Below are 22373 nucleotides of genomic sequence, written 5' to 3' on the forward strand. Positions count from 1 at the left end.
AGTTTTTCATCTTAAACAGCCCCGTTAAGTAACGCACCCCTTTAGATTACTTACGCTCGTGCGAAATTAGTGCATTGCCTTATCAGTTTCCCCCTGCCTAAATTGGTACTAACGGACAGTTCTAATCATATTCTTATTAAAGAAAACAATAAGAAGGGGGGCAAAATCAGTTGATAAAAGTGAAGGTTGGTCTACGGCCCATTGTAAGTAAGATAAATTTACCTACTGTTTTGAAAACGACTATACTTCCGGGTGACTCCATTGAAAGATTATTTATTGCAACCCAGGTAGGAGAAATCTTTTACATAGGAAACGGAGAGATTAGGACTTTTTTAGATATTCGCCCGCGAATCCTAAAACTAGGTGCTTCTGGTGGCGGATATGATGAACGGGGATTGCTGGGGCTGGCGTTTCATCCCGAATTTTATTATAACGGTCTGTTTTATCTTCATTATTCAGTGGCCGGAACACAAGGACCAGGTGCTCTTTCTGAATCTTTTAAGCCTGACCCGTGTGATCCCAAAACATTAAACCTAAGGTGGATGAATAGAGAAACTAAATATGACCATATTGATACAATTGAAGAATGGATTTTACAAGCGAATGGTCAACCCCAAAAACGACGGACTTTACTTAACCTAAGACGGCCATTTTTAAATCATAATGGGGTCAATAGTTTAAACTTTTCACCTGAAACAGGAAAACTTGTATTAACAACCGGGGATGGCGGATCAGGCTATGATCCATTTAACTTAAGCCAGGACGATCTGGAAATCGCCGGTAAGATAATTGAAATGGATGTAGATAAGAATATCTCCTACAATAATCCACCCATTGTCACACGTTTTAATGAACTTCCCACAACTATTCAGGAAACGCTCATGGTAATGGCCAAAGGGGTGCGCAATATACCAGGCATTTCATTTCAAAGGTTTTATAATCAGTATATTAAATATGCGGGAAATGTCGGCCAGAATTTGGTCGAGTCGATTTTTTCATTCGTTCAGTATAAACCAATACCGGTTACTGAGCTTGTTCAAGCTCCTTTCATGAATTCTGAACCTGACAAAGAAGGGTTCATTAACTTGGGCTGGCGAGGCTGGGAAGGTGCTTTTCCTGCATCGATTATCAGAAGGTGCACGGATAATCCGGCATTGGATGAGAAAACCATTGCTTATTACAATGAAGCAGCTGCGCTTTCAGGGAGCCGTCTTCAGCCTTTGACTAGTTATTTTCATGAAGATTCCAGACCCGATAAGTTTGGAGGAACTGCACTTACAGGGGTGCAAGCCTATATGGGGGAAAGAATCCCTGCTTTGACAGGAAGCGTTGTGTTTACCGATCTTGCCCGGAAAGAATCTCAACCTCAGGTAAGAGGGGCTTTAGCTTATACCACCGTAAGACCAAATGGTGAACAAAATGATTTTAGTGTGATACAGACCGATTATGATTTTGGGTCTCAATCAGCTTATTATGTTAGTTTGGGAACGAACCTGGATCAAACCAGACTATATTTAGGGGTCTATGGCTCTATGAAAGTGACTGATTTTAACCAAGGTACGATTTTTGAAATCGTTGAACCCTAGCTAAAATTCTACTTAATCATGAATGAATTGAAATTAAAAACGAGTGATGGAGACTCACTAAACTATAATCGTTTTTAATCTTTTATAAATCATCAAAGCAACTTCAACCCAAAACCAGCTATAAATGAAAGCTAATAAAAAACCAGTTATCAGAATTGTAAAGGAAACAGGCACGGCTGGACCTAAAACCGGAAAGTGAAAAATAAATAGTAGACTCATAATTCCTGACATTAAAAGAATGGCACCAGCAGCAATAACACTTAATCTCTTCCTCAAAAAAGAAAAAGATGCCCCTATGCCAAGTCCCAACAATCCTGTTGTAAAAGGAAATACAATGAGTTCAGTTGGCTGTAGGATGAATAACAACATAATTGTCAAAAGGTAGCTCACCGCTCCAAATGGAATGGAAAACATGGAACCTAACAGGATGGGCGCAGTGGCTAGGGGACTTATAAAGTATCCGATACCTGGTAAAAAGCCACCAGCAGCCTGAAGTATGGCAGCAATGCAAGCAAAAATGGACACTAAAATGAGCTTCATCGTTTTTTTATGTTTATTGAATATGATTTGAGATAAACGAACCTCATCAGAAATAGGTTTAAAAAAATACACATTTCCACCTCATTCTAAATGGTTTATACGTTACCCTACATTATATTTGCCATTCATTAGAGGTGGAACCATTATTAATGAACCACCACCCCTATCCTTAAATGAAAAAGGATTTTCCTTTGCCTAATAAAAAACAAGGCCAAATTGGCCCTGCCTTTTATTCGACGATCACTTTCCCAACCATTCCTTCCTGGAAATGGTACCGGCATATCAGTTCATATGTACCCGGCTGTTTCGGTTGCACGGTAATGGTTTTTTCTTTACCTGCCTGAACCTCTGCGTCTATTCCGAGCTTTTCCACTGTGAAGGTGTGCTCTTTCTTACCTTTGTTTTTCAAAATCAATGTTGTGGCTGTTCCATTCGGAATAGTGATGGCTTCCGGATTAAAGAAATCATCGTTCAACTCGACCACAATCGATTTCACCGCAGGCTGAGCTACAACACGGGATTCGGCAGATACGCCGAATGATCCTAGAGTTGTCACAACTACAACCGTTGCAAGCATAACGACCAATCCCGTTACCCACTTTTTCACTGACATTCGCAATCCCTCCTTCCCTTACCCTATCTTTTTCTAATTCATAAAATATTATTACTATTAATTTGGTTACAGTGCGCGTTCAAATAGGTGAAAAGAAAAAGATCGCCTTTAATAACGATCTTCTGGAGTCCAATCTTATGATTTTGCATCATAGTCTTTTTGATTTCACCATTATAAATTTAAATAGAAGAAAGATACACTCTCCATTCTTTCCAAGCTTTAAGATAGCCACTTAAGTCATGCGGATGAACTCTAATACAAACGCCTATACGTGTGTTAGATATGCATAAATTTTTGTGGTTACACTTTTTCATGGCCCATTGAACTTTGAACCCCTTCTAGAGGCGCCCATGAACCTATTATGCTATGCTATTTATAGACTTACAAAGGGGGAATTAGGTACATGTCATTTTTTGATAAAATGAAAGCAAGCATCGGAATCGGTGCGGCGAAAGTGGATACAAAATTAGAAAAAGATTCATACAAACAAGGAGAAACGGTAAAAGGGAACGTGTTTGTCCTTGGCGGAAACACCCAACAGGAAATCAATGGGCTGTACATCCATGTGATGACACAGGTTTTGAGGGAACAGGATGACCGTAAGTATTTAGATGATGTTACCCTTTACAAAATAAAGGTTTCGGATGCATTCGTCATTGAAAAAGGCGAAGAAAAGGTGATTCCGTTTTCCTTGCAACTTCCGTACGAAACGCCAATCACGATAGGGGACGTGTCTGTGTGGATGAAGACGGAAATGGATGTGACGTTCGCATTGGACCCTAAAGATAACGATTATATAAACGTATTTGGAAATGAAACAGTCAGTAGCTTCCTAAAAGCAATCGAATCATTAGGGTTTTACTTGAACAAAGTGAAAAATGTACCCTTCAAACGTAGCAAAACGGGTGTCTTTCAGGAATTCGAATACAAGCCAAAGGGCGGTCCATTCCAAAGAAGCCTTGATGAGGTTGAAATCGGATTCGTCGCGGACGCTCAATCCGTAGATTTATTCATCGAAGTGGATAGAAAAGCAAGAGGAATTACTGGGTTTTTGGAAAGTGCAGCAGGAATGGATGAATCCAAGATCGGAGTGCAATACAAACATTTCCAAAAAGAAAGTGTAGAAACAGCCAAGCAAGAACTGATGGATATACTATCCCGTTATTCTCGATAAATTGGATTTGCTTATCTGCCTTATATAAACCCCATACATCAGTTAAGATCATACCTGTTTCTCTCCAATCTATACCGTATTAATAGACAGTATAGTCAAAAGAATAACGATTATACTAGATTAGTAGATTTTCCATTAAACAATAACACCTGTTAGTTCATTAAAGGCTGTCGAGGGTTTCTCAACAGCCTGAGCCAATCACTGTATTAATGATCAGCTTTTTTCTTACCAGAATCTCCAAATAACCAAAGTAAAAGTGAAAGAAATGCTACGAAATAGAATGCGTATGCTACATTCCCTAACCAATTTATCGTTTGTCCCCTGAAGTATTGCAGACCAGAGCTTGCAAGATACTTGAGTATGATACCCACTATACAAATAATGAAGAATCTTTTCTTTGATATTGCCATAAATTCAAACCACTCCTATTCTTTAGCTGGCAATCCAACTAAACATCCCTTATTTTTTTATGATTATAACAATAAATGAACTTTTTCCTTGTTAAACTAATCTGCCCCGATAGTTGCATAGCTCTAATCGTCAGCTAACGCACCCGTTAGTTCGTTAAAGCTAGTTTTTATTTGTGATTTTTTAATATTTGAACCTCTTCTTCTAGTATCGATTTTTTGTTGAAGTTCTTTCTTAGGTTCTAAAATTCTTCGACCTAATATAACGAGGAAGCCGGTAATAACAATAACTCCCCAGCAGAAGCTATAATCAAAATCAAAGCAATGTCAAACATAAAAACAACTCCTAATTTATTTTCTATATTGCAGGTAAACTACTTAATAAATCTAATCAGGTTAATTCCACCATTAAAACCTACATTCGTGTTCAACTAACCTACCCCGATAGTTGCATAAGAAAAGAAGCTGTTTCCAGCTCCATAGAGAAGTAAAGTACCTGTTAGTCGAAGAAGCAATATATTTTAATTGTGCAATTCCTCATACAATTTCTTATGATTTTTATCACGTATAATGACTTTATATGGTATTGCTTCAACGGATAATTCCTTCCTTTTTACTTCAACTACCTGTCTTGCATACTCTTCAATTCTTTCAGCTTGCTCTTCAGTCTCCTCTCCTTCGGATAATGAAGTCTTTAAAATGATTTCAAGAGGTTTTGGATGAAAGGAGTAGGCAAAACCATTTGTTTCTTTAAACTTTTTATGTGTTTCTTCCATGACTGCTGTAAAAATAGGCTGCCAACTCTGACCCTTAATTTCGTCTTCACTTTCTCTTTTGACTTCAATTTTAAACTTCTCATGCTTTTTTGCATATATTACATCATGTACATGTTTTTCTATTTGACTCTCCACTTTTTTGTAATGTTGCTCTGTTCCTTCAATCCCCACTTTAACGGTAACCTTTTTGGGGTTCGTAGATACTCCACTAGCTAAAATGGTATAACCCTTTTCTTCTACAACCTCTTGCGTTATTGTAAGTATTTCATCTGTAAGTTTCTCTAATTCTTTATTTTTTTCACTTGGTTCAACATTATCCCGTACTTCTAGTACTACCTCAACTCCATCAATTTTATAAGACTTAGCACATTTAAAAATAATATCTTTAATTTCATCCTCATGTTCTTGTTTAAAATCTTCATCCCCTACCCAAACAGTGAATGAAGGAGGCTCGGAGGAAAAAAGCCATGACATTCCTACTTCTACTTTTCCTTCATACTCCTTATTCTCGTTTAACTTTTTAGATATCTCGTCATATAAAGCATCTAGCTTTCCTTTCCTGTCATCCGTTTCCTTCAAGCTTTGCACAATTTGATTTATGAAAGAGACTTTTGATACAACCTCTGCAATTGCTGGAGAGATAAAAGCTGAGCCAATAAATAAACCCAATAATATGATCAACGCGATTCCAGAGTATGTTATTTTCCTGATCAGACTTACTTTTCTGATACGAGTTGGTAGGATAGGATTCTTATTTCTCTCTTGGGACTCCAACTTTTCAATATCAGAAATGATTCGTTTTTTCAGTTCTTGTTTTTGTTTGGTTTTCCACAGTAGATCGGCATTTAACTTCTTTAAGGAGATATCTAAATCAGTATCTTCATATTGTTTTTTCATCCAAATACCCCTCCTTTATTAGTTGTTTTTTTAAGGCTGGAATAGCTCTAAAAAGAGTTGATTTAACTTTACTCTCAGTCCAACTCAATATCTTTGCTGTATCCTCAATCGAAAAACCTTTGATTTTTCTTAAAACGATCACCTTTCGATATGTATCTTTGATTTCCCCTAACGCTTTATATAGTTCAGATGATTCCTCTTTTATTCGAATCATTTCTTCAGGTAATGAGGTATTGTCCTTTTGAAAAAGAAATACTTCTTTAAAGAACCTGCTGGGTTTACGTTTTCTTAAAAAATCAACCGTTAAGTTGTGAGCGATACTGAATAGCCATGTTCTTTCACTGGAATGCTGTTTAAATGAATTATGATATAAGTACGCTTTTACAAAGGTATCGTGGGTCAAATCCTCTGCTTGTTGATAATCCTTAACCATCAATAAAATAAAGCTTAAAATGGATTTACTATGTTGGTCATACCAATCTGCAATTTCTAATTTTCTGTACTCCGACAAGTCTCCACCCCTCCTTTTCTTAAATTTTCAATACTTAGACGTACTAACTAAATAAAAGTTGTGTTTTTGCGTAAAAAAAATCTCTAAAAGTTTAGATTAGAGATCTTTTTGTTTTTATAGAACTGATGTTTATCAGTTGTCTTAGAAATAAGGTAAAAATCATGCTCTAAGCTCATGATGATCAAGGAACTATCCTGCCTCTATGGTCCATAAGAAAAAGCTGCCTTTAAAGACAGCCCCGATCTTCAGCAAACGCCCCTGTTAGTTAGTTCTATAAGAAATACGGTATGTAAAAAATGAAAATAAATAAAGAGATAACAATATTCATATATCCCCAAAATCCTTTTCTGTCTTTTTGAAGTTCGATAAATCCTGACACTAAAATAAATGCCCCAAGGATAAACATATAATAGGGCATTAACTCAAAGGTTTGAGTTATTAGACTATAACCTGATAGAACAATAACCACTATCGCTAAAATAGTTCTAACCACTTTCAAAAATATATTTCCCCCTAAAAATTAAATTATTTTCCAATCATACCATTTAACACCTTGGAGTTTGTATAAAAAATGGAAATTAATTCTTTCATTATCCTGCTCCGTTAGTTCCGTAAGAAAAAGCTGCCTAAAAGACAGCTCTGATCTTAAGCTAACGCACCCGTTACCTGCAGAATAACATGGTATAAAACTACCTCATTGCACTTCCCAACATAACCATGCCAATAAATCCATATACCACGGTAACTCCCAAACCATACAAAATTAAGTTATCTTTTTTAAATAGTCTGATCAGTTCAAAGAAAGAAATGACAATCCGTAAAACCAACAATAGTCCAAATATACATAAAAATGACATCCCGAAAGCCATTGGAATCTCTGTCACTAACCTCATACCATCTGACTCATCATTTGAGATTACTCCAATTCCCATCCCAATATAAATCCACAAAAATGACCTCAATATCAATGTAAAGAACAAAATGTAGTAACGATGAACATTAGGTGCTAAAGAAGAATCCACAGACGTTATCCATTTTATAAAATACTTGATACATAACCTACACGAAATAATAGGATGTAACCACGCAAATATAAAATCTGTTTCATCGTCCTTAACATAAGAATTCTTTCCAAATGTCATATTAATTGTATTTGATTCGTTTTTCTTGTTTTTTTTCCTTTTCATCTCAACAACCAATCTAATAGTCATAGTATAAATCGAAATTATAACATAAACGAGGTTAAAACTTTTTCTGTGTTAAAGAGTCATTTAGGTATAAAACAACATTGCATCAACTGCGTTCACCTTCCTCAGGAATACGAAATACTTAGCTCCCAATTTTTGCATTTCATTGTTGTGGAGTTTATAAAGAAAAGGTGCTGCAACAACCATTATGAAATATATTTTCCATTCCTTACTTTATTGAATTGATTTAGTGCAAAATCCAATGCGTTAAATTTTTTATAGTCCTCAACAAACAGGGCGCTTTAATTAAATAAAACGAGAGCACACTTGCATAATATGACTCTTCATTTATAAGCTCTTATAGGCCACCATCTAAACCGTCAATTTTCACCCATCTACTCCAATCACGATCGATTTTTAATTCATTATTTGTAGTGGATATGGTTAATTCTCCTTCTTTTTCATAAATTTTAGATGAATTCTCGTCGTAAACTTTTAATGTTGTTGTATATAAGTAATCTATTGTGCCATCAGCATTTTTTCTTTGTTCTTCAAGTTTCACATCTTGTACTTCTATACTTTTATTAATTTGTTTGGATACCAATTCTGGTATTTGAAATTTCCGGTTAGCGATTTCAGCATTATATTGTTCTTCTGTTAAATATAATTTAATCTTTTCTGCGATTTCATCAAAAGTTGGGGGATTGGATGGATCTTTAATAGTATATAGTTCTTTACTATAGTTATTAAATAGTATTTCTGCCTCTTCTACTTTGACCATATTTTCCTCTTTTAGGGGCTTTTCTTCACTGTTTTCTTTGATCACATCTTTGTTACAAGCAACTGCACCAATAAACAATACAAACAAAAACAATAAACTAAGAATTTTCTTTATGATAGCCACCTCATTTCCTTCAAATGAACCTACACTCTACATATTCTATACATATTATGAATTAACCCTGTTAAACTAACCTGCCCCGTTAGTTCCATAAAGAAAAAGCTGCCTAAAAGACAGCTCCGATCTTAAGCTAACGCACCCGTTAGTTGAAGAAGGGTGCTTTTTACTTTAACTTAAATAGATGATTTTTCTAATTTCGCACATTCAAAAAACAAATTTGGCAGCCTTCTTCTTGGAATTCGTAACCTTAAGTTCAATATAAAACAGTTGGGATTCTAATAAATCAGGCTAATCCGATTTGCTCCTTTTTCATATTATTGGGAGGTTTGATTTCTTAAACTTTATTTAACGAGTTATTATTGAGAAAGATACTACCAAACCAGCCTACACCTCTATTTTCCCCATCTAGCGGAGTCGCGTGATAACAAGGTGTGCTGAAACAGCCCTTGTTCCACCAGCAAGAGGAGTGATGGTGAGTGCCGGGGAATTTCCAGCAGGATTTCGTACAGTCAGTATTGAATTGATGACTGACGTTTGCACAAGAGCCATTCCTACTATCTGAGAAGAACCGGTTGCTCGCCCGACCACCGTATAGGGTAGGTCAATGCCATTGAGAGTTAAAATCAGTTGGCCCGGTTCGCTCACACTCACCTGAAAAAAGACCTGATAAATGCCAATAGCAGACAAAGTAAATGAATCGACAGTAGCCCGGACAATACCACCCGAACTAGTAGGTCCATTTTGCGGAAAATCTACATCTTGACCGCCTCCAACTGTTGTTGCATTATCACCAGGCATCAACGCATAAAAATCCGCAAAATCTAATACTGATCCAGCTGGTCCTGTAGCTCCTTGTGGCCCAGCTGGTCCTGTAGCTCCTTGTGGACCTGTAGCGCCTGCTGGTCCTGGAGGTCCTGGAATTCCTTGTGGCCCTGTTAACCCTGGAACCCCTTGTGGTCCTGTTGGCCCTGTTGGTCCTTCAGGTCCTGGAATTCCTTGTGGCCCCTGTGGTCCCCCTGATCCCCCTGCTGGGCCTGGAATTCCTTGAATTCCTTGTGGCCCTGTTGGTCCTGTTGCACCTGTTGGCCCTGCTATTCCAGCTGGCCCCTGTGCTCCTGTGGATCCTGGAATTCCTGGCGGCCCTGTTGGTCCTGTTGCACCTGTAGGTCCTGCTGGTCCCGCTGGTCCTGCTGGTCCTCCAGCTGGTCCTGCTGGTCCCGCTGGTCCTGCTGGTCCTGCTGGTCCTGCTGGTCCCGCTGGTCCTGCCGGTCCCGCTTGTCCCGCTGGTCCCGCTGGTCCCGGAGGACAATCACAATCAAAAGGAAAAAAATCGCATTGCTCCGGTGGTAATCGTTTATCAAAGCAGCTTAATGAGTTCTTTATTCTTTGCGGTTCCAAGTTGATATGTGGTTTCGAGTATATTTGTTGTTTCCTAAGCTTAGATGAATTGTGGTTGTTTCTTTGTTGTGGGTTATCCATATTACAAACTCCTTTCTTATTAAATTATTCGTTACTAGTGAATTTAATCTTTTTCCACTTCAGTAGAACTTAAACCCCAATAGCAGCTTTTATTGTGCGTTTAAGTGCAAAATTTTACTTAATGGGTTATAAGAACCATGGTATTAGCTTCAATTTTCCAAGATGGATGGTTAACAACATATCCCATACTCTAGGCAAAGCTTCAAAAATTTCTTTCTATTTATAACTCCTCCTCAAATTGTTTCAAAAATAGTGTATGTGTCTCTGTTCAAAAGGGAATGGTTATTTACCCATTTTTAGAAGTATTCCTGGTTGTATTTACTACATTTCATAACCTTTGATTGTACTAGCTCTACACAAGATAATTAGCAAAAGGAACCGTAAATGTCTTCTTATGCAACTAACCTGCCCCGATAGTTCCATAAGAAAAAGGCTGCCTTAGCTCCTCCCTAATTGAATATGGTAGTCTTTTAAACTGATAGAAAAAGCTGCCTTAAAGAAAGCTCCGATCTTCAGCTAAAGCACCCTTTAGTTTAAGTGTAATCCTTCACAATCCTGTTGTTGGAAAAAAAGATCTCCATCTTGAGGGGTCGCAAGATATTTAATAATAATCAATAACCTTTTGTGCACAGGTTGCAAAAGAACCTGTTTGAGGACGGAACAGGCAGCCGTAGCCTACCGCTATGGCTTTTTTATTTTCTTTCAAGTTTTTTTGTTGTACTTTCTGTCTTTCTCATCACCCATTACAAACAAAGTACGTGCATAATAATTCTGTTTGACTTGCCCGTACTGCCACTCAAACGTAGTCTCCTCTATCCTCGTCGTAGTTTTTTATATACTCGGTGAAGTCTTTCCTTGGATGTTTAGCTACATAATCCGGCTCCTGAAAAATAAACATATACTGAATGATATTTGTGACCAGATTGGAAAGGAGAAATAGCTTTGACAAAATATCGGATCATGTCCTTTGATGGAGGCGGCACTTTAGGTGCTTTAAGTTTACAACTTTTGAACAGACTGGCTCGGCAAAACCCAAAATTAATTAGTCGAACCAATGTTTTTTCGGGAAATTCAATCGGTTCATTCACTGCCCTTGCGTTAGCAAGTGGAAGATCGCCGAAGGAGACACTCCAGTTTTTTAAGGATAAAATCCTGCCGGCTTTCAGCGTTTCCCGACCAGGTGGACCTGTTTTCAACCAACAATTGCCATATTCTGGCTTCATTAAAGCGGTACAAACATTTTTCCCATCAGATCTTTTCCTCAAAGACTTAAAAAGACGAATTGTTGTACCTGCATTTCATTTATTCTCACCAGAGCTGAATCGTTGGACTCCTGTGTTATTCCACAACTTTCCTGGCTCTCCCTATTTAAATGAGAAAGCGAGTGATGTAATACTACGGAGCAGTGGTGCTCCCGCGACGCAACGAGCCTATCAAAACTACGTGGATGGGTATACAGTAGCAACCAACCCCAGTACAGCCAGTATCGCATTTGCGGTGGGGAAGGCCAAACAGCCGTTGGATCAAATTGCGGTATTATCCATTGGAACAGGTGAAGAGCCGACTCGATTAAGAAGAGATACGAAGGGGTGGGGGATGGTAAGTGCAGATAACATACGTCCCGAAAATATGAAGAACCTTCCCCCAAATTGGGGAGTTCTTTTGGACCGATCTCCCAATGAACCCTTACTGCCATTTCTTCAGATTGTCGCTAGCGGCTCCGGTTACTATGAATCCATGGTCAGTTCTCAGCTTCTAGGAGATCGTTTTTTTCGGTTAAATCCACGGATCCCTAATTTCTCCAAAACGGACCCTTCTGTGGTTCCAGCTCTCATTTCAATTGCTAACAAAACAAATTTAAATCCTGCAGTTCAATTTATAGAGAAAAACTGGAATTAATAAAGTTATCCCATAAATCTGATTGAATTTTGGTTTTTATTTCAAGCATTCGGATTTTTTACAATAAAAACAGCCAGAACCTGGCTGTTTTTATTTATTCAGTTCTTCTTCAACTAAACTCTCTACTAATGTAAGGAAAATATGCCAATGTACATTTCTTTAATCGAACAACCTGCCCCGTTAGTGCCATACGAAAAAGGCTGCCTCAGCAACCTTCCTTATTGAAGTAAAGCACCCTTTAGTATCTTCACAATTTTAATTTACATAAATATCATCCATTTTCCTTTAAATTAGAAGTTTTTTGTGTAGATGGGTTTAGTAATTATAAGAATAGGGTATTTATGATTTGGCATATTTAAAAAAAGGAGATTAAATTATGGATTTGTCACTTGATATATATAAATTAATGAAATTCATCGAAGAAAATAACGAGGATTTTGAAGATTCATTATTAAACGAAGCATCTAATGTGAAAGACAAAATTGAAGAAATATTAATGGTCGGTAATATTGACCTGATAAATAATGCCCGTAAGCTGGTTCGATACATTATTGAGGGTGAAGAACAAGAGCTTCAATCATTTGCTAAACAAGAAGGTATAGCTTGGGCGACACACGAAATACCGTTAACTTTCAAATTAGAGTGGGTGCAAGCCATTCGAAGAACTTTGTGGAAGTTCCTACAAGGATATAACGAGGTAACGAATCACGTTATAAATGAAGATTTTTTTTCGGTAGAAAAACAAATAAATAATCAAGTAGACAGGTTTTTAAATGTTTTTTTTATCACATATTCTCAATACAAAGATTCATTGATAATGGCTCAAAGAGAATTGGTCGAAAATCTTTCTGTGCCAATAATCCCAATAACACCCACTATATGTATTTTGCCTTTAATTGGTGCGGTTGATCTTTACCGAACGAATATTCTAGAGGAAAAAGTTTTAATAGAGATTGGAAAGTTACGTATTCAAACATTGATTATGGACTTATCTGGAATTATGGAAATGGAGACTGAGGTAATTGATCATTTAATGAGGATTATTGACGGCACTTCATTAATGGGATGTACCACTGTGATTACCGGGTTAAGAGCTGAAGTGGCTAGCAATATGATACGCTTAGGAATGAGATTAAATGAAAAGGCACAAACATTAGGAACTTTACAACAAGCGTTGAATAAATACTTAATATGTTAAATACGGAGAATCTTAGAGGAGGGTCGCTTTGCCGACTCTTTTTCCTTATTCAATATATTCTGACCAACTGTCTAAATATTTTTCCTGCCTAGCAGTTATATCTTTGTATAAAAAATATAGTTAGGCATTTAATTCAACACCAATCAATTCGTTTTCTTCTTCAACTAACCTGTCCTATAGTTCCATAAGAAATGCTGCCTTAAAGACAGCTCCGATCTTCAGCTAATCCACCCATTAGTTTAAGTACAGTTCTTCATATACTAACTTGTGAATAAGAAAAAGAGGTGTCCCTGCTGCCTTCGTTGTTCAATTCAAGCACCTTATAGTTTAAATGTGACTATTCACAAATATCCATGTTTATTCATGCCCTATTTACTTATAACGATCGATAATTTATAGTTTGCATACTTGTTTAACTCTAATAAAAATTGATTTAACGCTTCATTACTTGGAAACCTGCACTCCAAAAGATAACAGCTATCTCCACTGATTTTATAATTATTGATGACATACCCCTCTTTTGTTTGGATAAATGAGAGATAAGGTTGATGATGTGTACCTTCTATATAGATATTGATAAAGGCATACGTAAAGCAACCTAATTTCGCTTGATTCACTTTAATGCTATAACCCTCAATAACCCCATTGTCCTCTAATTTCTCCACTCTAGCTGCGGCTGCCGGTCCTGTTAAGTGAACTCTCTCCCCTAATTCTTTCATCGTAATCCGGCTATTGCTACATAACTCCTCTATAATTCGCTTATCTGTTTGATCCATCTGAACGTCAACTCCTTTCAATAATAAAGTCAAACGCCTAAAACACTTTAATTTATCTGTGTATTTGAATCCTGCTCATATTATACACTTAACACTGTTAAGGAACACATGAAAAGAAAGGGAGTTGTAAAGATGAAGATTACACAAATTCGAAATGCAACGATAGTTGTAGAATATGCAAATAAAAAGTTTTTAATTGATCCTATGTTAGCAGAGAAAGGTGCGTACCCGTCTTTCCCTGGTACGATTAGGCAAGATCAAAACAATCCTTCAGTGAGTTTACCAACCTCTGCTGACGATATTATTAGTGGAGTTGATGCAGTCATTGTGACTCATTTACATTTAGACCATTTTGACGAAGCAGCGCAAAGACTATTACGAAAAGATATTAAAATGTTCGTTCAAAATGAAGAAGATGCAAAGGAAGTCCAAAATACAGGGTTCCACAATGTAGAGGTATTAACAAAGGACACTGTCTTTGAAGGCATCCAATTAGTTAAAACAAGAGGCGAGCATGGAAGAGGAGAAGAACTATTAAAGAGTATGGGGGAAGTATGTGGCGTTGTCTTTAAACATCCAAGTGAAAAAACATTGTACGTAGCTGGTGATACAGTCTGGTATGAAGGTGTACAGATAGAATTGGATACCCATAAACCAGATATTATTGTTGTCAATGGCGGAGATAATCAATTGATAGAATATGGTTCTCTCATTATGGGAAAAGAAGACATCTATGAAGTACACAAGGCGGCTCCTAATGCTAAGGTTATTTCTGTTCATATGGAAGCTGTTAACCATTGGACACTATCTAGAGAAGAATTAAAAACCTTTAGTGAAGAAAAAGGATTCTCAAGTAATATGTTAGTACCAGAAGATGGTGAATCCTACAAATTTTAATATGAACACCGACAAATAGTGTCACGTTCCTATTTAAAAATAAGAAATAAAAGAAGCTCATAATTATCGAAATTTAATTATGAGCTTCTTCTAATGACGATATGAAATGTTCCAAGGATGACATCCAAACATGAAAAGCTACAAGGATATTTCGTTAGGAGGTAAAGTTCATGACAATGTCAGCAAAAGATACAAATGCCTCAACACACCAGCCTATATGGTTGCAAGAATATATTGATTCACCAGAAAGACAAATACACCTTTATAAAAAAACATTAAGAATTTTGATTCTTTCACAAATCTTTGGGGGAGCAGGACTTGGAGCCGGTATAACAGTAGGAGCGCTTCTTGCACAAGACATGCTAGGGACTGAAAATGCGGCAGGAATTCCAACTGCCCTATTTACTTTAGGTTCTGCAGGAGCTGCCCTGCTTATAGGCCGGTCTTCGCAACGTTTTGGCCGGAGAGCAGGACTTGCAGGCGGTTTCCTTGCAGGTGGGTTAGGTGCCATTGGTGTTATAATTGCAGCCTTAACCAACAGCATCCCACTTTTATTTATTTCTCTTTTTATTTATGGAGCTGGTACAGCGTCTAATCTACAAGCGCGATATGCAGGGACAGACCTTGCAACAGATAAACAAAGAGCAACCGCTGCAAGCATGGCCATGGTTTCCACTACCTTGGGTGCCGTTGTTGGTCCTAACTTGGTCAATAGAATGGGGGAATTTGCGGATTCAATTGGTGTTCCAACCTTGGCTGGCCCCTTTATCTTGTCAGCCGCTGCTTTTATTATTGCCGGATTATTTATCTTAATTTTACTTCGTCCAGACCCTTTGGTTGTGTCTACAGCTATTGCGAACGCTAAGAAAAAAGGCGATAGCGTACAGACAGGGACAAACTTAAAGAATGCTACCATAAACAAAAAGGGTGTTGTTGTAGGGGCTTTAATTATGATTTTGACTCAATTTGTCATGGCAGCCATTATGACAATGACACCAATTCATATGGGACATCATGGACATGGTTTGGGAGAAGTAGGATTAGTTATAGGTTTCCATATAGCAGCTATGTATCTTCCTTCACCCTTGACAGGTATACTGGTAGATAAGCTTGGCCGTATTACTATGGCTGTTGCTTCTGGTGCTACACTCCTAACCTCAGGATTGGTGGCAGCTTTTGCACCCGTAGGTTCAATGCCACTGCTTACCCTGGCGTTAGTACTGCTAGGTTTGGGCTGGAACTTTGGTTTAATAAGCGGGACTGCTCTCATTATAGATTCAACGCACCCATCTGTGCGTGCAAAAACACAAGGATCAGTCGATGTACTATTTGCACTGTCAGGAGCAGCTGGTGGTGGGGTATCAGGAATGGTAGTCGCTCATTCTAGTTTTGCAGCATTATCACTCTCTGGAGCCATTCTGTCACTAGTGCTTATTCCTGTAGTTGTTTGGTCTCGGAAAAGTCCAAGCAAAGAGCTATGATAGTTAGACTAATGTAGATATATCCCTATATAGTGAAATTAAAATATTAACAAGGCAGCTTTCAGCAAGAAACTGAAAGCTGCCTTTATTCATATAGGAAGGTAACTTATAAAAAATAAGCTTCTAAAGAAGCCTAGGATATTAATATTTATTGCTTGTCATCTGGTTCTTCCGCATTGCCCATTGTTTTTTGATTTTTACTAAAATGATTAGCTATATATAAAAGTAAACCAAAACTTCCGCCAACAAGTACCCCGAAACCTGAACCAACAGCTAACCATTCCAAGGCATAATAAACTATTACTCCGAGAAGAACATATGAAAAAACTGTATCAATCTTAAGCAAATCCCATCGTCTCCTTTACTGAAATATAAATTCAAAAGTGTTTTACTGTATCAAATGACCTGAAAGTAATGTATCCAAGCAAAGGTAAATGGAATGGAGAGATAATAAATATTCATTAAGCACCCTAAAATCATTACGTACTTTATGACTCTCTTCTTAATAAGAATTGATAAAAATAGTCCAATAACCGGTAATAGAATAACTGCTATTTGTATCGTTATATTTTCAAAAGTGTGCATCCCCCAAGGACTAACATTCATCAGACCCTTACTATGGATGAACAAAAAAGTTCCTGATAAGATCCAAATAAAACTAGTAATAAATATATATGTTACATTTCGCATCTTTATCTCCCTTTAAATTCGAATACCATATCTTCTAGTAAGACTTTAACACACAATTACATTAATTTGGTTATTTTTCCTGAATTAACCTACGCTCAGCTCCACAAAAAAAGGCCGCCGCAGCAACCTTCCTTTTTAAAGCACAATGTGATCACTTCATTTTTCCAATGCCATATTAACGGATTCGATGGCATGTATGACAGCTGTATCGAATAATGGCACTTTGGAATCCTCGGGTTTTACTAGTAATCCAATTTCTGTGCAGCCTAGTATTATTCCTTCCGCTCCATCATCAACTAACCCCTTGATAACCTTTTTGTAATAATCCCTTGATGATTGTTGAATTTCCCCTAAACATAATTCTTCATAAATCACTTTATTGATGACTTTTCTATCCTCTTCATTTGGTATCAGGACCTTGATATCATTAGTCTCAATTCGTGATTTATAAAAGTCTTGCTCCATCGTATATTTAGTGCCAAGTAAACCAACCGTACTGATTTTGGACTTTCGAATTTGTTTTGCCGTTGAATCAGCAATGTGCAAAATCGGTAAACTGACTTTTTCTTCAATATATCCAATCACTTTATGCATCGTATTTGTACAAATTAGAATCATTTCGGCACCTGCCTTTTCCAAAGACAGAGCTGCATCGCCTAATAATTTGCCGGAGCTTTCCCAATCCCCTTCAGCTTGGCAGCGTTCGATTTCCTCAAAGTCCACGCTATATAAAATGCATTTGGCTGAATGCAATCCTCCTAATTTGGCTTTTACCTCTTCATTGATGGTTCGATAATATTCCAACGATGACTCCCAGCTCATGCCGCCAATAAGGCCAATAGTTTTCATGAACATTCCCCTTTTCATTTGAAGATGGCTTACTTATCAGTCGAAAAACTCCATATGGACTTTTTCTTGTTTGTAGTAATCTATTCTATTTTGTAAAGTCCCTGTATGAAACTCAAACTTATGACCATCTGGATCAGTGAAATAAATGGATTTCTTATCTTTTTCATCTCTTGGACGTCCTGACAGGATGTTTACATTCAATTCGATCATTTTCTCGTACATGTTCATGAAGTCGGCTTCTTCTATGGAAAAGGCGATATGTGTGTATGATTGGCTTATTTCATTACGGGGAATATCTTTTTCATCATTCAGGGCAATCCACATTCCATTCAAATCAAAATAGGCTGTGGTTCGACCCTTAACTAATAATTTCGCATCAAAAACCTTTTGATAAAATTCTATGGAACTGTCTAAATCAGAAACTGAAAATAAAAAGTGATTCAACCCTTTTATAGACACATTACCACCTCATATTAAGATTTCCTTTTATTCGCCATTAGACGCTTATAGAGAGGATACCCGAACATGTAATACCCGGAAAATGACAGCAGGATTAAGGATAAACCCGTCAGTGTGAGGATACTGTATCTATACCAATCACCAAAGAAGGTTCCATCATGCAAGGTAATGAGGAACGTCGAGTAATCCGGATTTGTGGATAACACTTTTCCCGTACTCACATCCATTTGAACACCTTGACCGTTATTAAAGCGAACCTGGTACACATTTGCACTTGGCCTATATTCAATTCTAAAGATATCTTCAACCGAATCCGCACCTGGTAGATCCTGAGACACAGCAATGGACACGACTTTCTCCATGGGTATCGCTTGATCTGGACTTGCCTCTTTCCCCGTCCTTAACTCATCAGCCACTCCGAGGGGTATCATATAAACAAGCACGAGGCCCGTGACTGCAATGAACATGAAAAAAATGGATAAAACCAATCCAGTCCATTTATGTACTTTTCGGCTTAATTGATACAACTTTACAGATTTCGACAATTCCATCACGTCCCTTGACTATTTTTCAAAAAAATTTTTCTTCATGACCACCCTATCTTCGTTTACAACATAATCATTCTTCAGATAAAATGCTTCTGCAAGCCCGTCATTGGCCGTTAATAGATATAGACTTTTAATCTCTCTCTTCTGCAGTTCAGCTTCTAAAGCTCGAAGCATTTTTGAGCCATGCCCTTTGCCTTGCATTTGATTATTCACACAAAGTTCTGCCAAATAATACGTTAAACCTTGATCAGACACTTTACTATTTCCAGCAATGAAACCAACTGGTTTATGATCAATATGAAATAAAAACCCAAGAAATTTAGGTGTATGCAATAAGTCGGAAAGTCTCTCTTTAGCCGTTTCATAGGTCCATCTTTCATTCCATGGTTCACGATTAAAAACGTTCATGTAGAGTTCGATGCATAGCTCCAAATTCTCCGATGTCAGTGGTATCATTTCTGTCATATTCATGCTTCCTTTCTATTTTTCTTAAAATTATGTATATTAATCCAAATTATATCTTATCCTTGTTGAACTATCCTGTCCCTATAGGACCATAAAAGAAGAGCTGCCTAAGAAGAAGAAATGAAGGGGCATACAATGAGCAGATTAGATAATTATGAGGTTCTAAAGAGAAATATGCTATTCCAGGCAGCATTAGCAATGAATAAAACCCGCTTTAGCTGACAGTCCAGTCCTGCCTTAGTGGATTCTATAAGAAAAAGGTCGACCGGGTTTTTACTGGTCGACCTTAGTTCATTGATAACTGTATCACGAATAAAACTCTATCTTGATTATGTCCGTCATAGCCAGAGTGGACTGAAACACCATCAATGAATGTATCTCCCTCTTCCATTTCAAATCCCATCTTGGTATGATAGGCGATTGAAGATTTGTTGACCGGAGACGTTACACAACGGACAACATTGCGGCCATTTTGATAAACGACATGGAAAAATTGATTATATAACTGTCTGCCGATATCATTTTTTCTGTATTCAGGATGCACTCCGACAAAGTGAATATATGCCTCATCAGGCTGAGATTGAGATAGAATCCCTATTAGGAAACCGACTATTTCCCCTTCCTTTTCGGCTATGAAACTTGTATTTGTAAAATGATCAAAGAATAATTTCGGTAGCATATCAGACATTTGCCTTCCTCCCCACCATTCATTGATTAGCGGCGATATGGCATAGTAATCTGACCCTTTCACTGAACGAATTTCCATCCTTCTCCCCCTTTAATCATTAAGGCCTTTTTCACGATAACATACCCCGTTAGTTCATTAACATACGATAAAATTACAATTCCACATATTACGGAAACCTCGCCAAATACCTTGATAGCCCTTAATCATATTATATTTTAATGATTTCAGAGACTTCTCTTAAATTCCCTTTAAAAAATGTGCGTAACTTTTAATTTTATAGTAGATAAAGTATCATTGATTTTACAAGTAAAGACTAAATATTCTTACATTTTATCCTATTCCCTGAGATCCTTAATAGGCATAGGCAATGAGAAATTCCCCATAAAAATAAATAGGAGTGACTAAAGTGAAAGCACAAATCATTCAATCTTTTGGCGATCCATCCGTATTTCAGCTTGAAGAGGTTTCAAAACCCGAATTAAAACCTGGCCATGTACTTATTCAAGTCAAGGCTTCAAGTGTAAATCCTATTGATACGAAAGTCCGTGCTGGTGCAGTTCCAGCCGTTTCCCCTGAGTTTCCAGCCGTTTTACATGGTGATGTCGCAGGTTTGGTATCTGCAGTGGGAGAAGGAGTGACTGAGTTTAAAGTTGGCGATGAAGTGTTTGGATGCGCAGGTGGTTTTAAAGGGACTGGCGGTGCACTTGCAGAGTTCATGCTTGCAGATGCTGATTTACTTGCTCACACGCCGAAGAATTTGACGATGGAAGAAGCCGCTGCTTTACCACTGGTTGCCATTACCGCTTGGGAAGCATTATTCAATCGGGCACATCTAGTCCCTGGTCAGGATATACTGATCCATGCAGCAACCGGCGGTGTAGGCCACATTGCCATTCAGCTGGCCAAATGGCAAGGCGCGACAGTCTATACTACTGCCTCTTCGCAAGAGAAGCTGGAGATTGGCACGCGCCTTGGGGCAGATGTAACGATCAATTATCGAGAAGAAAGCGTTCATGACTATGTACAAAAATATACAGACGGAAAAGGATTTGACGTTGTGTTTGACACGGTAGGGGGAGAAAACCTTGATCGCTCTTTTGAGGCGGCTGCGGTACATGGAACGGTGGCAGCCATTGCTGCCCGTTCGACTCATGACCTCTCCCCAGTGCATTCGAAGGGACTTTCCCTCCATGTTACCTTTATGTTGTTGAAGATATTAAATAAGGACATGCATAAGCAATATGGAGAGATTTTGAAGAAGGTTGCCAAGGTGGTTGAGGAAGGTAAGCTGCGCCCGCTCGTTGATCCAAACATGTTTACGTTTGATGAAGTCTCAAAAGCTCATGAGTACTTGGAGTCAGGCAAGGCGATAGGAAAAATTGTTTTGAAAAATGATTGGTAATGAATAGGCACTTTAACAACTTTATGTTCATTTAAAAATAGGCGGTACGGTGAAAATCTCTATAGATTCTCGCTGTACCGTCTTCTTTTATTTAATATGACAATACCGCCTCTGATGTTGGGTATTCTTATTTAATAGAATGCAGAAAACGGTACTCTGCCGTGTGATATAAATACCAGGTGCAATTTGGTTTAAATCATTGTTAAAAAGGAGAAAGGAAAAAAAAGGTGAGGTGATAAAATGATTTATCTGGAAATAGCAACGAAGCTGGTGATTGGGCTGGCTGGACTCCTGGCAGTGGCAAGACTTCTTGGAAAAAAAGAAATGTCTCAAGTGACCCCTTTTGATTTTATTTACGCTTTAGTATTAGGCGGCATTCTGGAAGAAGGCATTTACGATGAAAAAGTGTCGATCTGGCAGATTCTATTTGCCATTTGCCTTTGGGGGATTTCCGTTTATATCATTGAGATTTGCGCTCAAAAAAGTGATCGCATGAAAAAATTGCTCAAAGGACATCCTTCTTTGATTATTCGTAATGGCAAATTGGATATAAAACAAATGAAAAAAAATCACCTGGAAATTGAACAGGTTCGAACCATGCTGCGGAAACAGGGGGTGTTCACTCTCCGGGAAGTGCGAGATTTATATCTTGAGCCTGGCGGGGACATCAGTGTAAAGCTTCATTCTAAGGCGGGAAGCATCACACCAGATATGTTTGACCTCAATCCTAGGGATGAAGCACCTTCTATCTTAGTAATTGAAGAAGGCAAAATAAAAGAGGAAGAACTTCGATCCGTGAAAAAATCAAAAGAATGGCTTCTGGAAGGGCTTCAGAAGAGGAATTATAAAAAAATTGAGGATATCCTATATGGAGAATGGTCAGAAACAGATGGATTCTATATACAGCCGTATCCCAAAGAAAACTCTCATATACACAAAAAAACTTGAAG

The 22373-nt window shown here is 37.8% G+C and carries 23 protein-coding genes; 8 read left to right on the forward strand and 15 right to left on the reverse strand.

All coding sequences use genetic code 11. The features are described 5' to 3' along the window. The first annotated feature begins 170 nt into the window (after positions 1–170). Complete coding sequence (locus AC3WLU_RS05955) at positions 171–1586, forward strand: PQQ-dependent sugar dehydrogenase (protein WP_492596978.1); 1416 nt, start codon at positions 171–173, stop codon at positions 1584–1586. A gap of 57 nt (positions 1587–1643) precedes the next feature. Here the strand turns inward: AC3WLU_RS05955 and AC3WLU_RS05960 are convergent, their stop codons facing one another. Then, positions 1644–2198 carry a hypothetical protein gene (locus tag AC3WLU_RS05960; protein WP_492596979.1) on the reverse strand — a complete coding sequence of 185 codons (555 nt, stop codon included), beginning with the start codon at positions 2196–2198 and terminating at the stop codon, positions 1644–1646. 157 nt (positions 2199–2355) lie between these two features. Beyond that, positions 2356–2739 carry a cupredoxin domain-containing protein gene (locus tag AC3WLU_RS05965; RefSeq protein WP_063575117.1) on the reverse strand — a complete coding sequence of 128 codons (384 nt, stop codon included), beginning with the start codon at positions 2737–2739 and terminating at the stop codon, positions 2356–2358. Between the two features lie 403 nt (positions 2740–3142). On the opposite strand from AC3WLU_RS05965, the gene AC3WLU_RS05970 reads away from it, so the two are divergent. Next, positions 3143–3913, forward strand: a complete 771-nt coding sequence (locus AC3WLU_RS05970) for a sporulation protein (protein ID WP_440439748.1) — start codon at positions 3143–3145, stop codon at positions 3911–3913. 928 nt (positions 3914–4841) lie between these two features. Here AC3WLU_RS05970 and AC3WLU_RS05975 read toward each other — a convergent pair. The 6 genes from AC3WLU_RS05975 to AC3WLU_RS06000 all read right to left on the reverse strand — a co-directional run bounded on the left by AC3WLU_RS05975 (position 4842) and on the right by AC3WLU_RS06000 (position 10071). Then, positions 4842–5993 (reverse strand): DUF4179 domain-containing protein, encoded by a 1152-nt coding sequence (locus AC3WLU_RS05975; RefSeq protein WP_440439747.1) that lies wholly within the window; start codon positions 5991–5993, stop codon positions 4842–4844. Next, the gene (locus tag AC3WLU_RS05980; RefSeq protein ID WP_063590058.1) at positions 5977–6504 is read right to left on the reverse strand and encodes an RNA polymerase sigma factor; all 528 of its coding nucleotides are present in this window, start codon (positions 6502–6504) and stop codon (positions 5977–5979) included. Before AC3WLU_RS05980 ends, AC3WLU_RS05975 begins: the two co-directional genes overlap by 17 nt. Positions 6505–6775: 271 nt before the next feature. After that, positions 6776–6997, reverse strand: a complete 222-nt coding sequence (locus AC3WLU_RS05985; RefSeq protein WP_239861535.1) for a DUF3953 domain-containing protein — start codon at positions 6995–6997, stop codon at positions 6776–6778. A gap of 196 nt (positions 6998–7193) precedes the next feature. Further along, the gene (locus AC3WLU_RS05990; protein WP_156404328.1) at positions 7194–7454 is read right to left on the reverse strand and encodes a hypothetical protein; all 261 of its coding nucleotides are present in this window, start codon (positions 7452–7454) and stop codon (positions 7194–7196) included. 595 nt (positions 7455–8049) lie between these two features. Continuing rightward, positions 8050–8595, reverse strand: a complete 546-nt coding sequence (locus AC3WLU_RS05995; protein ID WP_492596980.1) for a hypothetical protein — start codon at positions 8593–8595, stop codon at positions 8050–8052. 402 nt (positions 8596–8997) lie between these two features. Further along, positions 8998–10071, reverse strand: a complete 1074-nt coding sequence (locus AC3WLU_RS06000; RefSeq protein WP_492596981.1) for a collagen-like protein — start codon at positions 10069–10071, stop codon at positions 8998–9000. Positions 10072–11013: 942 nt separating this feature from the next. Between AC3WLU_RS06000 and cotR the strand changes: the two genes are divergently transcribed. Together cotR and AC3WLU_RS06010 are read left to right on the forward strand one after the other, a co-directional pair. Continuing rightward, positions 11014–11970 carry a sporulation hydrolase CotR gene (gene cotR, locus AC3WLU_RS06005; protein WP_440439734.1) on the forward strand — a complete coding sequence of 319 codons (957 nt, stop codon included), beginning with the start codon at positions 11014–11016 and terminating at the stop codon, positions 11968–11970. Positions 11971–12346: 376 nt separating this feature from the next. Then, a complete protein-coding gene (locus AC3WLU_RS06010) occupies positions 12347–13168 on the forward strand; it encodes an STAS domain-containing protein (RefSeq protein ID WP_034304417.1) in 822 nt (273 codons plus the stop codon). Positions 13169–13536: 368 nt separating this feature from the next. Here the strand turns inward: AC3WLU_RS06010 and AC3WLU_RS06015 are convergent, their stop codons facing one another. After that, the gene (locus AC3WLU_RS06015; RefSeq protein ID WP_034304420.1) at positions 13537–13944 is read right to left on the reverse strand and encodes an Lrp/AsnC family transcriptional regulator; all 408 of its coding nucleotides are present in this window, start codon (positions 13942–13944) and stop codon (positions 13537–13539) included. Positions 13945–14076: 132 nt separating this feature from the next. Between AC3WLU_RS06015 and AC3WLU_RS06020 the strand changes: the two genes are divergently transcribed. Together AC3WLU_RS06020 and AC3WLU_RS06025 are read left to right on the forward strand one after the other, a co-directional pair. Beyond that, complete coding sequence (locus AC3WLU_RS06020; protein WP_440439733.1) at positions 14077–14841, forward strand: MBL fold metallo-hydrolase; 765 nt, start codon at positions 14077–14079, stop codon at positions 14839–14841. A 170-nt stretch (positions 14842–15011) separates the two neighbouring features. Beyond that, positions 15012–16322 (forward strand): MFS transporter, encoded by a 1311-nt coding sequence (locus tag AC3WLU_RS06025; protein WP_268938522.1) that lies wholly within the window; start codon positions 15012–15014, stop codon positions 16320–16322. 148 nt (positions 16323–16470) lie between these two features. Here the strand turns inward: AC3WLU_RS06025 and AC3WLU_RS06030 are convergent, their stop codons facing one another. The 6 genes from AC3WLU_RS06030 to AC3WLU_RS06055 all read right to left on the reverse strand — a co-directional run bounded on the left by AC3WLU_RS06030 (position 16471) and on the right by AC3WLU_RS06055 (position 20099). Continuing rightward, the gene (locus AC3WLU_RS06030) at positions 16471–16668 is read right to left on the reverse strand and encodes a hypothetical protein (RefSeq protein WP_413009031.1); all 198 of its coding nucleotides are present in this window, start codon (positions 16666–16668) and stop codon (positions 16471–16473) included. A gap of 500 nt (positions 16669–17168) precedes the next feature. Continuing rightward, positions 17169–17861, reverse strand: a complete 693-nt coding sequence (locus AC3WLU_RS06035; RefSeq protein WP_492596982.1) for an aspartate/glutamate racemase family protein — start codon at positions 17859–17861, stop codon at positions 17169–17171. 36 nt (positions 17862–17897) lie between these two features. Next, entirely contained in the window at positions 17898–18320 is a 423-nt protein-coding gene (gene fosM, locus AC3WLU_RS06040) for a FosM family fosfomycin resistance protein (protein WP_492596983.1), read from the reverse strand. Positions 18321–18334: 14 nt separating this feature from the next. Continuing rightward, positions 18335–18865: a PepSY-associated TM helix domain-containing protein gene (locus AC3WLU_RS06045; RefSeq protein ID WP_191929433.1), complete on the reverse strand. Its 531-nt coding sequence runs from the start codon at positions 18863–18865 to the stop codon at positions 18335–18337. Between the two features lie 18 nt (positions 18866–18883). Beyond that, on the reverse strand, positions 18884–19333 hold the full coding sequence (locus tag AC3WLU_RS06050; protein WP_048682730.1) for a GNAT family N-acetyltransferase: 450 nt from the start codon (positions 19331–19333) through the stop codon (positions 18884–18886). Positions 19334–19619: 286 nt separating this feature from the next. Further along, positions 19620–20099, reverse strand: coding sequence for a GNAT family N-acetyltransferase (locus AC3WLU_RS06055; protein WP_492596984.1), 480 nt, complete (start codon positions 20097–20099; stop codon positions 19620–19622). 328 nt (positions 20100–20427) lie between these two features. Between AC3WLU_RS06055 and AC3WLU_RS06060 the strand changes: the two genes are divergently transcribed. Both AC3WLU_RS06060 and AC3WLU_RS06065 read left to right on the forward strand, forming a co-directional pair. Beyond that, complete coding sequence (locus tag AC3WLU_RS06060; RefSeq protein WP_492596985.1) at positions 20428–21423, forward strand: zinc-dependent alcohol dehydrogenase family protein; 996 nt, start codon at positions 20428–20430, stop codon at positions 21421–21423. A gap of 240 nt (positions 21424–21663) precedes the next feature. Beyond that, positions 21664–22371, forward strand: a complete 708-nt coding sequence (locus AC3WLU_RS06065; protein WP_413004879.1) for a DUF421 domain-containing protein — start codon at positions 21664–21666, stop codon at positions 22369–22371. The last annotated feature ends 2 nt before the right edge of the window (positions 22372–22373 follow it).

Source organism: Peribacillus sp. FW305-BF15 (assembly GCF_058783805.1).